Source organism: Microvirga sp. VF16, assembly GCF_016864375.1.
GTDB lineage: Bacteria > Pseudomonadota > Alphaproteobacteria > Rhizobiales > Beijerinckiaceae > Microvirga.
Map to the genome: position 1 here is coordinate 745,247 of NZ_CP069356.1, position 13,231 is coordinate 758,477.

General features: G+C 62.7%; 15 protein-coding genes. 12 read left to right on the forward strand and 3 right to left on the reverse strand.

Annotation, left to right across the window (positions count from 1 at the left end):
• Positions 1-25 precede the first annotated feature (25 nt).
• From JO965_RS35845 to JO965_RS35865, 5 genes are all read left to right on the forward strand, one after another.
• Positions 26-556, forward strand: a complete 531-nt coding sequence (locus tag JO965_RS35845; protein WP_203445611.1) for a gamma carbonic anhydrase family protein — start codon at positions 26-28, stop codon at positions 554-556.
• A 161-nt stretch (positions 557-717) separates the two neighbouring features.
• Positions 718-1,761: an ABC transporter substrate-binding protein gene (locus JO965_RS35850; RefSeq protein WP_203445612.1), complete on the forward strand. Its 1,044-nt coding sequence runs from the start codon at positions 718-720 to the stop codon at positions 1,759-1,761.
• A gap of 1 nt (position 1,762) precedes the next feature.
• On the forward strand, positions 1,763-2,608 hold the full coding sequence (locus JO965_RS35855) for an ABC transporter ATP-binding protein (protein WP_203445613.1): 846 nt from the start codon (positions 1,763-1,765) through the stop codon (positions 2,606-2,608).
• 5 nt (positions 2,609-2,613) lie between these two features.
• Positions 2,614-3,495 (forward strand): ABC transporter permease, encoded by an 882-nt coding sequence (locus JO965_RS35860; protein ID WP_203445614.1) that lies wholly within the window; start codon positions 2,614-2,616, stop codon positions 3,493-3,495.
• The gene (locus tag JO965_RS35865) at positions 3,492-5,453 is read left to right on the forward strand and encodes an aconitase family protein (protein WP_203445615.1); all 1,962 of its coding nucleotides are present in this window, start codon (positions 3,492-3,494) and stop codon (positions 5,451-5,453) included. The genes JO965_RS35860 and JO965_RS35865 overlap by 4 nt, the downstream gene beginning before the upstream one ends.
• 18 nt (positions 5,454-5,471) lie before the next feature.
• Here the strand turns inward: JO965_RS35865 and rraA are convergent, their stop codons facing one another.
• From rraA to JO965_RS35880, 3 genes are all read right to left on the reverse strand, one after another.
• Complete coding sequence (rraA, locus tag JO965_RS35870) at positions 5,472-5,960, reverse strand: ribonuclease E activity regulator RraA (protein WP_203445616.1); 489 nt, start codon at positions 5,958-5,960, stop codon at positions 5,472-5,474.
• Between the two features lie 423 nt (positions 5,961-6,383).
• Positions 6,384-7,499 (reverse strand): FAD-dependent monooxygenase, encoded by a 1,116-nt coding sequence (locus tag JO965_RS35875; RefSeq protein WP_203445617.1) that lies wholly within the window; start codon positions 7,497-7,499, stop codon positions 6,384-6,386.
• A 14-nt stretch (positions 7,500-7,513) separates the two neighbouring features.
• A complete protein-coding gene (locus tag JO965_RS35880) occupies positions 7,514-8,425 on the reverse strand; it encodes a complex I NDUFA9 subunit family protein (protein ID WP_203445618.1) in 912 nt (303 codons plus the stop codon).
• A 515-nt stretch (positions 8,426-8,940) separates the two neighbouring features.
• Between JO965_RS35880 and JO965_RS35885 the strand changes: the two genes are divergently transcribed.
• The 7 genes from JO965_RS35885 to JO965_RS35915 all read left to right on the forward strand — a co-directional run bounded on the left by JO965_RS35885 (position 8,941) and on the right by JO965_RS35915 (position 13,222).
• The gene (locus tag JO965_RS35885) at positions 8,941-9,510 is read left to right on the forward strand and encodes a PRC-barrel domain-containing protein (protein WP_246777095.1); all 570 of its coding nucleotides are present in this window, start codon (positions 8,941-8,943) and stop codon (positions 9,508-9,510) included.
• A 54-nt stretch (positions 9,511-9,564) separates the two neighbouring features.
• On the forward strand, positions 9,565-10,011 hold the full coding sequence (locus tag JO965_RS35890; RefSeq protein ID WP_203445619.1) for a CBS domain-containing protein: 447 nt from the start codon (positions 9,565-9,567) through the stop codon (positions 10,009-10,011).
• A 40-nt stretch (positions 10,012-10,051) separates the two neighbouring features.
• Complete coding sequence (locus JO965_RS35895; RefSeq protein WP_203445620.1) at positions 10,052-10,729, forward strand: dienelactone hydrolase family protein; 678 nt, start codon at positions 10,052-10,054, stop codon at positions 10,727-10,729.
• Positions 10,730-10,731: 2 nt separating this feature from the next.
• A complete protein-coding gene (locus JO965_RS35900; RefSeq protein WP_203445621.1) occupies positions 10,732-11,409 on the forward strand; it encodes a phosphoribosyltransferase in 678 nt (225 codons plus the stop codon).
• Complete coding sequence (locus JO965_RS35905) at positions 11,406-11,897, forward strand: ferritin-like domain-containing protein (protein WP_203445622.1); 492 nt, start codon at positions 11,406-11,408, stop codon at positions 11,895-11,897. Before JO965_RS35900 ends, JO965_RS35905 begins: the two co-directional genes overlap by 4 nt.
• Before the next feature lie 18 nt (positions 11,898-11,915).
• The gene (locus JO965_RS35910; protein WP_203445623.1) at positions 11,916-12,377 is read left to right on the forward strand and encodes a YbhB/YbcL family Raf kinase inhibitor-like protein; all 462 of its coding nucleotides are present in this window, start codon (positions 11,916-11,918) and stop codon (positions 12,375-12,377) included.
• 104 nt (positions 12,378-12,481) lie between these two features.
• Entirely contained in the window at positions 12,482-13,222 is a 741-nt protein-coding gene (locus JO965_RS35915; RefSeq protein ID WP_203445624.1) for a sigma-70 family RNA polymerase sigma factor, read from the forward strand.
• The last annotated feature ends 9 nt before the right edge of the window (positions 13,223-13,231 follow it).

Consider the following 13,231-nt stretch of genomic DNA (forward strand, 5'->3'; position numbering starts at 1 on the left):
AGCATGGAAAGGAACACTTCAAACGATGCCGATCTATGCATTAGGCGACATGGTGCCGGAACTCCCGGACATCAATCAGATTTGGATCGCGCCGGACGCCCACATCATCGGCCGCGTGAGGCTCGGCCGTGATGTCGGTGTCTGGTTCGGTGCCGTGCTGCGCGGTGACAACGAACTGATCGATGTCGGGGACGGGACGAATATCCAGGAGGGGGCGATACTGCACACCGACCCGGGTTTCCCGCTGTCCATAGGAGCGGGCGTGACCATCGGGCACCGCGCGATCGTCCATGGGTGTACCATAGGGGATGGCTCGCTCGTCGGCATGGGAGCCACGATCTTGAACGGGGCCCGGATCGGCGCAAACTGTCTCATCGGCGCGAATGCCCTTGTAACCGAAGGCAAGGAGTTTCCCGACGGGTCTCTCATTGTCGGCTCCCCGGCGAAGGTTGTCCGGGAACTTGCCCCCAAAGCGTTGGAGGGCCTGCGGAGATCCGCGGCAAGCTACGTCCGGAACGCCGAGAGATTCAGGTCGGGTCTACGCATCATTCGATGATGCACCGAGGATAATTCATGGCCATGGGCAACAGCCATGCAGGATGACTCACAGGGGACTGAGGACAGACAGACATTCAACTCAGAAGGGCGGAGATCGTAGCAAGGAGCCAAAGGCCCGGATGATCTGACGGCCCCAATCAAACAACTAGGAGGAAACGCATGATCAATCGCCGACACTTTCTCGCCACTGCTAGTGGCGCCGCTGCCGCAGGAGTTCTCGGCTTCCCGCGTCTTGCACATGCTGCAACGACGGCAAGCATCACGTTTGGACCGGCTCTGCCCGTCTACGCACTGACCTTCGTCGCGGTCGAGAGGGGTTTCTTCAAGGACGAAGGGGTCAACGTCAAAACCGTCATCACCGATGCCGGTGCCCGCTCTCGCCAAACGCTAGCCGCAGGGGATGCGCTGTTTGCTCACGGTGATGGCAGCCATCCACTCCAACTCTCGAACCGTGGCAAAAAGGCGAAGCTCATCCTAGCCACCCAAATGGTTCCGTCCACCGCCAACATGGTGATCCGGCAGGACCTCTACGATCAAGGCATCAACACCGTCGATAAACTCGGGCAATGGAAGCGCCCGGATGGTGCCAAGCCCATCGTGGCAGCGACCGCTATTGGGTCGGGAACATGGATGTTGGGCACGTACGTGTTCGAGGCACGGAAACTCGGCCAGAACATCAACTGGGTTGCGGGCGGCGGCAGCAAGACCATGCTCGCCGGCCTGCAAAGCAAGCAGTTCGACGTCATCATGGCCCCCCCTGCTTGGCAGTTGGAGGCAGGGCGCAACGGCTTTGGCAAGACGCTTTACGACGTTCGCACGCCTGGGGTCATGGCGCAGGACTTCGGAGGCAATCTTCCAGTCCTGGCCTTCTATACGCTCGAGGACACCATCGACCAGGATCCTGCGCTCGTGCAGTCCACCGTCAATGCACTGTACAAGGCGATGCGCTGGGTGAAGGAAACGCCCGTAGACGAGGTCTTCGCTCTCCTCGGAACCAAGTACTACGGCTCTATCGATCCGGCGTCCGCGAAGGCAGAACTCGCCTTCGACAAGGACACATGGGACTACAACGGTCGCATCACGAAGGAGGATTTCGAGCGGGGCGGGCGCGTGTGGTACCGCACCGGGACTGATATCCCGCCGATGAAGTATGAGGATGTGGTCGATATGCGCTTCCTCGACGCTGCACAGAAGAAGGCCTGACATGGGAGCCCAGCTCTACACGACGGCCGAGCCGATGCCGAAGGCTGTGACCGCACGCAAGGACGTCCGGATCTCCGTGCGCTCCCTCGATAAGGCCTTTGGACGTGGTAACGCGAAGGTCACAGCCGTGGACAAGGTGTCCTTCGACATTGGGCGCGGCGAGTTCGTCGCGCTTCTAGGCCCATCGGGCTGTGGCAAGAGCACGATCCTTAACATGGTCGCCGGGCTGATTCCCCGGACCGGCGGCGACATTCTCATCGACGGCAAGTCTATGGAACATGGCCAAGTGCGGCGTGAAATCGGCTACGTGTTCCAGCGGGACACAGTCTTTCCGTGGCGCACAGTCGAGGCCAATGTCGGTTATGGGCTCGAGATCGCAGGCGCGCCTGCGGCCGAACGCCGAGCGCGCGTGGCCGAGGCTCTCGATCAGGTAGGCCTCGGCGCCTTCGCCAAGGCCTTTCCGCGGACCCTTTCCGGCGGCATGCGCCAGCGCGTCGCGCTGATGCGCACTTTGATCACGCGGCCTGAGATCCTGCTGATGGACGAGCCGTTCGGTGCCCTCGACACCCACACCAAGCTCGAGATGCATCGCATCCTGCTGCAACTGTGGGAGCGCGAGCGCCAGACTGTGCTGTTCGTCACCCACGACCTTGGTGAGGCCTTGACACTGGCGGACCGCATCATCCTGCTGTCGGCCCGGCCCGGACGGCTCAAGGAGGACTTCGAGGTGCCGCTCGAGCGTCCGAGAGATGCTGTAGCCCTGCGCGAAAGTCCCGAGTTCGCTCGGCTGTTCTCCCACATCTGGCATTCGCTCGGCGAAGAATTCCGCAAGACGAAGGCGGAGTGAGACACATGGCATCCACGCAATCCTCGACGACTGTCCTGCTCTGGCGGGTGGCGATCCTGCTCCTGCTTCTTGCTGTCTGGCAGTGGGCCTACGACTTGCGGGCGTTTGCGGCGCTCAAGCCCTACGTGCCCAACTTCCTCGACCCGTATTTCGTATCCAAGCCGTCCGAGATCTGGAAGAGCTTCCTGCGCCTGGGCTGCCTCACGGACCGAGGCGGTACGCTGCACGGCTGGAGCGGCATGACGGCGTGCCTTGCCGAGGACGCCAACAATATCTGGATGGCAACGGCCGTGACGCTCAAGAACACGTTCTGGGGCTTTCTCGGCGGCACCCTCTCGGGCATTGCGATGGGCCTGATCCTCGGCCGGTCCGATTTCCTGTCGCGGGTGTTCGAGCCCTACATCGTGGCGTTCAACTCGATCCCGCGCATCGCGCTCGTTCCACTCATCATCCTGATGTTTGGCCTCGGTGACATCTCCAAGATTGTCACGGCCTGGATCGTCGTCTTCTTCGTGGTGTTCTTCAACACCTTCGAGGGCACCCGTTCCGTCGACCGGGACCAGATCGCCGCATCACGGCTGCTTGGAGCTAACTCGTGGACGGTCACCCGCACGGTGGTGATCCCCTCGACCCTGGCTTGGGTGTTCGCCTCTTTAACGCCGGCGGTGTCCTTTGCGCTGATCGGCGTGATCGTGGGTGAGTTCATCGGCGCCGAGCGGGGCATCGGCAAGCTGATCGTCGAAGCCGAGGCCCGCGCCAACGCATCCGAGATGATGGTCGCCATCTTTGTCCTGATGGTGGTCGGCATCCTGCTCGCCATCGGTGTGCGCCGGATCCAAGCCTATCTCCTGCGGTGGCAGCCCCAGTTCGATCAGGCAAGTGCATGACTAGGATCACCTTCCCTGGCCGCATCCTCTTCCTGTCGGCCGATCCCGACAAGGTTGATGCCCAGCTTGCTGGAACAGATCTCTCCCTGGAGCAGGCCGGGCCGCTTCGCGATGATGTCTCGACTGACGAGATCACCCCGTTGCCGTCGCTCGTCTATTTCGACGAGCGCTTGGCCAGTCATCCCTATACCGGCTTCAAGGCCGGCGAACGACTGCCGATCGGCTTGGATGCCGTCAGACGGGGCGGCTTCGCCGTTACTGTCGGCGGCAAGCGGTATGGTAAGGGCTCATCGCGTGAACACAGCCCGGTCGCCGAGAAGGCAGCCGGCATTCGCCTCGTCATCGCCGAGAGCTTCGAGCGCATCTACCGCCAGAATGCCGACAATGTCGGGCTGTTCACGTCGACCGACTTCGGTCTGATCGAGCGAATCCGGCGGGGTGAGGACATCGACATCGAGGAACTGGTCGGAAACCGCGACAGGATTGCGGCCGCAGTCCTGCGCAGTGGCGGCCTGCTGCGCTATGGCCGGGAGCGTTTGGGCACCGTTTCAGCCACTCAAACCCTGTCGGACGGGGAGGGACCCCGCACCCTCTTCGAAAAGATCCTGGCCCGCCATGTGGTGAAGACCACCGATCTCCCAGGCGACCTGACGCCAGGGATGGGCGGATTCGTTCGAGCCGATATCCGGTTCATACATGACATCTACACCGGAATGTGCAGCTATATGCTGCATCATACGTTTGGCAAACCCGTTCGCCTCTATGAACCGGAGTCGATCGTCGTCTTCGAGGACCACTACTCGTATGCGCACCGCAGCCGTGTACACATCGAGCGTGGCCTGCTGCCCCAGGTCCATGAGCTTTCGCGGGCGCACCGGGCATTTGTGGCTGATTACGGCTTGCGGTCGCATGGCTATCTGCCGAGCGGAGAAGGGTCCGAGGGCATCTCCCACGCACTGATGGCGGAGCAGTACGCCTTGCCGGGCCAGTTGATCGTCGGCACGGACTCGCATACGCCGCATAGCGGAGCGCTCGGCTGCCTGGCGTTCGGCGTTGGTACGACCGACATCGCGAACAGCATGGTCACGGGCGCAGTGCGGATCACGGTACCCGAGGTCCTGCGCATTGAACTCTCGGGCACGTTGCCCCGTGGCGTCACAGCAAAAGATGTTGTCCTCCATCTGCTCGCGCTGCCTGGGCTCAAGGCGGGAACAGGCGTCGGCAAGGTCTTCGAGTTCGGCGGACCCGGCATCGCACAGCTCAACACGGATGAACGCGCCACGCTGACCAACATGACTGCCGAGTTGGGAGGCTTTACCGGAATCGTCGAACCCGATGCGGAGACGGTACGGTTCCTCAAGGAACGTCGCGGAATCGACGCCATAATCGAGCCATGGATGCGCAGCGACGCGGGAGCTGCCTATGCCGAGGTGATCCGCGTCGACCTGTCGGCCTTGTCGCCCATGGTGGCGGCTCCCGGAGATCCTGGTAACGGACTCGATCTTTCGAAATTGTCACAGCCGGTGACCATCGACATCGCCTATGGCGGGTCCTGCACAGCCGGCAAGCGGGAGGACTTCGACCGCTACCATGAGGTGCTTTCATGGGCGGCAGAGAGGGGGCTCAAAGTCCCGCCTCACATCAGGCTCTTCCTTCAGTTCGGCACGATCGCTGTTCGGGATTACTGCATCGAGAAGAGTTACCTTGACGCCTTCGCGCGGGTAGGAGCCGAAATCCTTCAGCCCGCATGTGGCGCCTGTGCGAATTGCGGTCCTGGCACATCGACCAGTAGCGATCAGGTGACCGTGAGCGCCATCAACCGGAATTTTCCGGGTCGTACGGGCCCTGGAAAGGTCTGGCTCGCGAGCCCTCCCACGGTAGCGGCCAGTGCCATCGCGGGCGAGTTGGTCTCCTTTGAGCAGCTTCAGGCGCGCTTCAACACGGGACTGGGGTGTTGAGCCAATCATTGGGAGGTCTCAGAGGTCGTGCAATCTCCGGGAACTCACGACAACTCCATCCATATCGCAGTAGATGAACCGACCCGGAGCGAACTCCACCCTGCCGACTTGGAATGAAGCGCCGATCACGCCCGTGCCGTTGAACGATCCTCGAGCTGGGACGACGCCGAGCGCCATCACGCCAAGATCCATGATCGCAAGTGCCTCGATGTCGCGAACGGCACCAAAAACGAGTATTCCAGCCCAGCCGTTTTCGATTGCCTTTGCCGAGAGCCTGTCGCCAAGGAGAGCCACCCGGGTCGAGCCCCCTCCGTCGACGACGAGAACCTGCCCCTGTCCAGGCTGTTCGAGGCATTGTCTGACCAGCCCGACATCCTCGAATGTACTGATAGTTTGAATCTCGCCGCTGAAGGATTTGCAGCCACCAAAGGTGCGGAACTGAGCGAGGCAGACTTCCAACTCGTCTGCGAATTCATCGCAAAGATCAGCCGTTTTGAAACCACTCACAGTGCGCACCACGGGTTAGGATAGTCCCAAAGGAAGAAGACTTACGCGATCAAACCGGATGCCAATCGTTTTGTCCAACGATCAGGGACGGTACCCGCCCAGCAATGCTTGTTGACAGCCTGCGTCAAGGTCGCATCTTGGCACATCGAAGACATTTCACTTTGGTTCGCTTTCGGATGGAGCCTGTGTGAAAACGCTGACCGACCACGGCTTGGAGCAATTTTCTGTCTTGCTGTCCTATGCAGACCGAGATTTGCCCGGTGCAGAGGCATAAAACTGTACAAATAGTTCGCCGAGATCGAGCCTGTTTGCGTTTTCACACAGGCTCGGATGCAGAGCGGACTATTGTGAGCTGTCACATCGACGTCCGTTCTTAGACCACCCATGATGATCCGAGTGTGATCGAAGACGAAGAGGATCTCTTCAGATCGAGGCGAGAAGGGGCGTGTAGCTTTTCTTGTAGAGAGCCGGGCCGAAGTACTTCAACAGAGGACTGCTGACGAATGCGGGGAGAGTTCGCATCCTGTCGCGGGCCGCACATTGCTTCTGCACCCATGCCACGCGCCGCTCGCGACGCTGGACAAAGACTTCTAGGGCGAGATTTATAGCCCCATTTTTCGAAAGGAGTTCGGCCAGCACGAGAGCATCCTCACAGGCCAGACCTGCTCCCTCGGCCATACTGGGCGAAGACGCATGCGCAGCATCCCCAATGAGAATGATACGATCTCGTCGCCAGGTCCCGCTGGGGACGGTCTCGATCTGGCTGAAATGCACCTTCGTCTCAGGAGGCACCGTCTTCACGAGTGAAACCAGCGGACCTGAAAAGCCGGAGAAAAGACGCTCAAGACTGGTCGTGTCGGAGTATGGCCGCGTCGCACCCAGTTCCACTGAGCGATCCGCATAGACGTAAGCCATTGAGGGGCTCACCGGAATGGCGAGGAGCGTCTGGCCCTGGCCAATCATCGCGGTCCAGCTATCAACGCCACCAGTGTTTTCTGTCAGGAAGCGCCAGCAGATATATCCCGCATAGACCGACGTTAGGCTCGCAAATGCAAGATCGCGCACACGCGAACGAATACCGTCCGCCCCAACCACAAGATCATAGCGCTCCGTCTTGCCGTCCTCAAATGTGACCTCGCAGGCATCGGACGCGGACTGGATCTGATCGATTGACCGCGACATGGCAATGGGGGTTTGCTTCACCCCGCTCAGAAGGATCGAATGCATCTCCGCACGGCTTAATGCAAGGCACGGGCCACAGGCGCTCCAGAAACGCTCGGTGTTGATGGCGTTCAATTCATGGCCATCTTGGCTGAGAAATCGCTGATAGCGAATTGGCATGGCAACTCGAGCAATGTCTGGAAGGAGTCCAAGGTGAGAAAAGGCTCTCGAGGCGTTGCCGGGAAGAAAAAGGCCTGTGCCTCCTGTGTTCCATGTGGTCTGTCGTTCCACAACATCCGGGATAATGCCTCGCTGCTCGAGCGCGCGGGCGAGGGACAGCCCTGCGATGCCAGCTCCGACAATCAAAATCCTCACCATGCGTGCCTCAAGGGTCAGCCCTGCCGCCGATAGGTGGTCAAATATTCTGGGACGATTGGCTCAAGTGCTCGGGGTTCGACACCGAGATCACGGAGCATCGGCTCGGAGCCGCTGACCACCTTGTCGGTCCTCAGCAGCCGGACCTGATCGCGGGTGAGCGGCGCATCGGGGAACACCTGCAGCAGCCCGCCCAACATCTCGGCCGGCCAGAAGGGCAGGGGCACCAGCAACGGTCGGACGCCGATGGTCGCGCAGACAAACTCAAGCAGCTCTTCGAAGGTATAGACCCGGGGGCCGCCGAATTCGTAGGTCGTGCCGCGGCTGGCGGGGTTCGCAAGAATGGCCCCAACGCCCGCCACCACATCCTCGACATAGACGGGCTGAAACCTCGTTTGGCCGCCGCCGATCAGCGGCAGCGCCGGCAGCCGGCGCGCCAGCGCGGCAAAGCCGTTGAAGAAGTGATCGTCTGGCCCGTAAACCAGGCTGGGCCGGATGATCGTCGCCTCGGGGAAAACGGCGCGCACTGCCTCTTCGCCGGCCGCCTTGGAGCGGTCCGCCCGCGCGGGTGCGGTGCGGCTGGCCCCGAGTGCCGAGACGTGAACCAGTTGCCGGACCCCCAAGCGCCTGGCGCTGGCGGCCACCCGGTGAGCCCCACCTTCATGAAGGGCCGTGAAGGTTTGCCGTCCTGCCTGCGAGAGAATGCCGACCAGATTGATGACCGTGTCGGCTCCTTGGATCGCCGCCTGCACAGCCGCATCATTAAGAATGTCGACCGCGACGTATTGGATCTGGGCCAGCCTCGGAGGCTCTGCGGTGGTGAGCGGATGGCGCGCCGCGATCCGCACGGATACTCCCGTCCTGGTGAGATGCTCGACCAGATGCCGACCGATAAAGCCTGATCCACCGAAGACTGTGATGTGCTGCATCGCTGCCGCTGTGCCCTACCCGGATCAATGCGAACCGATCGGCCTCAGTTCTGAGTAACCTGGCCCTTCGCCTGCGAATGGCAGAGTCTCTCTGCGCGTTTGATCGCATATTCTATCAATGTGAAGGTCGGTAAACGGGCGGAGGCTGGTTGAAGCGCGTAAGGCTTTTTTGATCGGACTGGGGCAGAAGCGTCTTGAGCAACCGGATCAACGTCGCCGGTGAAGAGAGCCCCATCGGGCCGGTGCCGGCTTCGAGACGACTCTGGCACTGGCCCAGGACGCCGAGTTCGACATCGCCGTTCTCGATCTGAACGGAATGCTCAGCTATCCCGTCGCCGAGGTGATCTGCGGCCGCAGGATCCCCATTATCTTTGCAACCGGGTACGGTGGGGCTGGACTGCCGGATCTGTCCTTCCTGGTGCGCGCGACCGGACCTGAAGGACCAGCCTTTGCGTTATCCTTTCGATCATGAGTCGATGCCCCGAGGCGATCCATCCCGAGCAAGGGAGGTGCTCATGAGACGAACCACGTATTACGTGTTCCACTCGGCAATGGCCCCTGACCTGCGTGGGATTACCAGCGATCCTGACGGTACTATGCTCTCCGCAACAGATGGACCGTGGACGTCTGAGCGGCAGATCGATCCGGACGAGCCTTGGCCCCTCGACGTCAACCAATCCGTTGTGGAGTTCGGGATCGGGGAGAATGGCTTTTATCTCTTGGGCCCGATCCCGCAGCACGCGTCATCCAAGCCTGTCATCGAAAGCGACCGTGTCGAGGGCACCGCAGTGTTCGATCTCCAGGGGCATCGGATCGGCACCATCAAGCGGCTGCTGATCGAGAAGGTGAGCGGCCGGGTGGTCTACGTCGATGTGACCTTCGGCGGCTTCCTGGGCCTTGGCGTTCACCATCACACCATCCCCTGGGAGAAGCTCACCTACGACATGGGGCTTCACGGGTACCGCACCGACATCACCGAGGAGCAGGTCCGCGGCGCTCCGGCCTTCTACGGCGAGGACGAGGTCTGGCCTGGCAAGAAGCGGGAGCAGGAGATGTGGGACTACTGGCGCGATTGGCCCAGATGATCGGTCTGAACCGCTCTAACCAAGCCTGACGGGGGCATTCCAGAGGAGGAAGCCATGAAAGTCAGTGAAGTCATGACACGGGACGTCCAGCTGATCGAGCCCGCCCAGACCATCCGCGATGCGGCGAAGCTGATGGCCGAGCTCGATGCCGGCATCCTGCCGGTGCGTGAGGGCGACCGCCTGGTCGGCATGATCACCGATCGCGACATCGCGGTCCGCGCCGTGGCGGAGGGCAAGGGGCCCGACACCACCATCCGCGAGGTGATGACGGAGGATGTGAAGTACTGCTACGAGGACGACGACACCAACGATGTCGCCCGCAACATGGCCGACATCCAGGTCCGCCGCCTGCCGGTGCTCACCCGCGACAAGCGTCTGGTCGGCATCATCTCGCTCGGCGACATGGCGGTGTCGGACGAGGCTGGCAAGGCCGGCGAAGCCGTAGCCGGCATTTCGCAGCCGGGCGGTCAGCACAGCCAAACCGGCGGTCCCCGGCACTGAGCCTTGGTACAGCGAGATCGGCATAGCCCGGACACTTGCCATGACAGGCGGGAACCGCAACGCGCCGCTGGACCAGCGCAACGACCGGCCTGAGGTCGAGGTCTCGATTGCGCCGCTCGGCCTGCCGGGAACGCTGGTCCATCCGGCCGGCGGGCAGGGCATCGTGCTGTTCGCCCACGGCAGCGGCAGCAGCCGCCTGAGCCCGCGCAACCGCCTGGTGGCCGAAGGGCTTCAATGGAGCGGACTCGGCACGCTGCTGTTCGACCTGCTCCAACCAGAGGAGGCAGACAACCGCACTAACGTGTTCGACATCAGCCTGCTCGCCAAGCGGCTGGTGTCGGCGACGGATTGGGTGTGCTCCCAGGAACTGCCGGACGTGCCCGTCGGCTACTTCGGCGCCAGCACGGGCGCGGCCGCGGCTCTGGTGGCGGAGACCCTGACACGACACCGGATCGCTACCGTCGTGTCCCGCGGCGGCCGCCCGGATCTGGCGGGTGTCGCGCACCCGCGCGTCCGGGCGCCCACGCTCCTGATCGTTGGCGGAGACGATCATGCGGTGATCGAGCTGAACGAGGAGGCGCTGACCCATCTGACCTGCGAGAAGCGCCTGGCGGGTGTGCCTGGCGCCGGGCACCTGTTCGAGGAGCCCGGCACGCTCGATCAGGTGGTGACCTTGGCGCGTGATTGGTTCGTCCCGCGCCTGGGCCAGGGAGGTTGAACATGCAGCCGGATGATCTGAGCTTTCGGGACCGCGCCGAGGCTGGACGCCAGCTCGTTCCGCGTCTGATGGCCTATGCGGATCAGAGCCCGGCCATCTTGGCCTTGCCGCGTGGCGGCGTACCAGTGGCGTTCGAGGTCGCTCGGGCTCTGCAGGCACCGCTCGACCTCATCTTCGTGCGCAAGATCGGGGCTCCCGGCCACGCCGAATTCGGCCTCGGCGCGGTGGTCGACGGCGCCCATCCCCAGGTCGTGCTCAATGAGGAGGCCCTTGGCCACGTCAAAGTGCCGCCGGGTTACATCGAAGACGAAACCCAACGGCAGCTGAAGGAGATCGAGCGGCGGCGCGAGCATTACCTGGCGGGCCGGCGGCCGGTCGACGTGGAGGGGCGTGTCGCTATCGTGGTCGACGATGGAATCGCGACGGGCAGCACCGTGCGGGCGGCGTTGAAGGGCCTGTCCCTTGCCCGGCCGGCACGCCTTGTCCTGGCCGTGCCAGTCGCGCCGCGGGACACCCTCGCACGCCTCGCGAGCGAAGCCGACGAGGTGATCTGCCTGAGGACGCCGGAGCAGTTCTACGCCGTCGGCGAGCACTACGAGGATTTCCGCCAGACCTCGGATCGGGAGGTGACCACCCTTCTGGACGAGGCCCAACGTTGGAACAGGGAGGATGTGCCATGAACGTCAGCAGTCTTCGTGACCTGTACATTGCCGAGCTCCAGGAAATCCGCAGCGTGGAGGAGCAACTCGTCGCGGCTTTGCCGCGGATGGCCGATGTGGCCGGCCATCCGGAACTCAAGCAGGGGATCCAAACCCACCTGGAGGAGACCCGCGCGCAGCAATCCCGCGTGGAGGAGATCCTGCGCCGGCACAGCGCCGAGCCGCGCGAGCACGTCGACCAGGCCATGCAGGCGATGCTGCAGGAAGCCGAGAAGTGGGCCAGCATGGTGCAGGACCGGGATCTGCGCGATGCCGGCATCATCGCCTCGGCGCAGCGGGTCGAGCACTACGAGATCGCGGTGTACGGCTCGCTCGCCACTTGGGCCAAGCAGCTCGGGCTGGACGAGGATGTGCAGGCGCTGCTGGCCATCCTGGAGGAGGAGAAACGCACGGACGAGCGGCTGAGCCTGCTCGCCAAGTGCACGATCAATCCGGATGCCGCAACCTGACGCTGAAGGAGAGGAGCCATGTCGCTTACCATCACCAGTCCGGCCTTCCGGAACGGCGAGGTCATCCCGACCCGGTACACCCGCGACTGCGAGAATCTCTCGCCGCCGCTGGAGTGGCGGGATGCGCCTCCCGAAACCAAGAGCTTCGTCTTGCTCGTTGAGGATCCCGATGCGCCATCAGGCACGTTCCGGCATTGGGCCATCTACAACATTCCCTCCAGCGAAGCAGGCCTGCCAGAGGGAGTGTCCGCCCAGGGACGCAGCGGGGCGAAGGAGGGCGTTAACGGGTTCCGGAACGCCCGTTATGACGGGCCCCAGCCGCCGAAGGGGCATGGGCCGCATCATTACCATTTCCGGCTCGCAGCCCTCGATGCGGAGCGGCTCGACATCCCGGCTTCGACAAGGGCCGAGGACGTTTGGGCGAGGGCGCTGCCCCACATCATTGCCGAGGCGGAGGTGGTCGGCGTCTACGAGCGGTAAGGCTGATGAGGAGCCAAGGTGTTGTAGGTCCTGCGGGAGACTGCGTGAGCTTGTCACAGCCTGATAGGTTGATGCCACAGAGAGCAAGCAACATCTCTTTACTTATGGCTGGCTCCAAGTTCAGGCCACCCAACCCCATTGTTCTTGGCGTTGTGGTCCAAGAGCACCTGGGACAGCAGTTGCGTGGCGTCTATTCCGACCTCATCGCCTCCGATCTGCCGCCGGATCTCGTCAGGCTGATCGGACGCCTCGAGAGTTCCATTCGGATCCCCCACGATCCGCATGATCCAGGCTTCGTCCAGGACCTCCTGAACTCCATCCGTCATCTGCGTGCCTTTGCGATCTCGCTCACCCATGACGTGAACCGTGCGGAAGACCTGGTGCAGAGCACGCTCCTGAAGGCCTGTGACCGGCGCAACCGGTTCGAGCCGGGCACCTGCCTCCAGGCCTGGCTGTTCACGATCCTGAGGAACGACTTTCACACTGAGCACCGGAAACGGCAGCGGGAGGTCGAGGATGTCGAAGGCGCCTATGCCGCGCGCCTGATCGCGCTGCCGGAGCAGCTGGATGAGCTGGAGTTGCAGGATCTCTCGCAGGCGTTGTCGAAGCTGCCGGCGTGGCAGCGCGAGGTCCTCCTGCTGGTTGGCGTGGAGGGCCTGAGCTACGAGGAAATCGCCGCCCGTCAGCACGTCACCGTGGGCACCGTCAAGAGCCGGGTCAACCGCGCGCGCCACCATCTCGCACAGGTCCTTGGTCTGGGACCAGACGATGCCATCGGCACGCGGTTCTCGCACCCTGAGCGGGCGGAACGCCGAGGCGCAGGGAGTTTGCATCACCTCGGTTGATCTGGGAGC

Bases quoted from the DNA above. Each gene is read 5' to 3' on its own strand.
- JO965_RS35845 (WP_203445611.1), top strand. From the start codon at position 26: ATGCCGATCTATGCATTAGGCGACATGGTGCCGGAACTCCCGGACATC.
- JO965_RS35850 (WP_203445612.1), top strand. From the start codon at position 718: ATGATCAATCGCCGACACTTTCTCGCCACTGCTAGTGGCGCCGCTGCC.
- JO965_RS35855 (WP_203445613.1), top strand. From the start codon at position 1,763: ATGGGAGCCCAGCTCTACACGACGGCCGAGCCGATGCCGAAGGCTGTG.
- JO965_RS35860 (WP_203445614.1), top strand. From the start codon at position 2,614: ATGGCATCCACGCAATCCTCGACGACTGTCCTGCTCTGGCGGGTGGCG.
- JO965_RS35865 (WP_203445615.1), top strand. From the start codon at position 3,492: ATGACTAGGATCACCTTCCCTGGCCGCATCCTCTTCCTGTCGGCCGAT.
- JO965_RS35875 (WP_203445617.1), bottom strand. From the start codon at position 7,499: ATGGTGAGGATTTTGATTGTCGGAGCTGGCATCGCAGGGCTGTCCCTC.
- JO965_RS35880 (WP_203445618.1), bottom strand. From the start codon at position 8,425: ATGCAGCACATCACAGTCTTCGGTGGATCAGGCTTTATCGGTCGGCAT.
- JO965_RS35885 (WP_246777095.1), top strand. From the start codon at position 8,941: ATGAGACGAACCACGTATTACGTGTTCCACTCGGCAATGGCCCCTGAC.
- JO965_RS35890 (WP_203445619.1), top strand. From the start codon at position 9,565: ATGAAAGTCAGTGAAGTCATGACACGGGACGTCCAGCTGATCGAGCCC.
- JO965_RS35895 (WP_203445620.1), top strand. From the start codon at position 10,052: ATGACAGGCGGGAACCGCAACGCGCCGCTGGACCAGCGCAACGACCGG.
- JO965_RS35900 (WP_203445621.1), top strand. From the start codon at position 10,732: ATGCAGCCGGATGATCTGAGCTTTCGGGACCGCGCCGAGGCTGGACGC.
- JO965_RS35905 (WP_203445622.1), top strand. From the start codon at position 11,406: ATGAACGTCAGCAGTCTTCGTGACCTGTACATTGCCGAGCTCCAGGAA.
- JO965_RS35910 (WP_203445623.1), top strand. From the start codon at position 11,916: ATGTCGCTTACCATCACCAGTCCGGCCTTCCGGAACGGCGAGGTCATC.
- JO965_RS35915 (WP_203445624.1), top strand. From the start codon at position 12,482: ATGGCTGGCTCCAAGTTCAGGCCACCCAACCCCATTGTTCTTGGCGTT.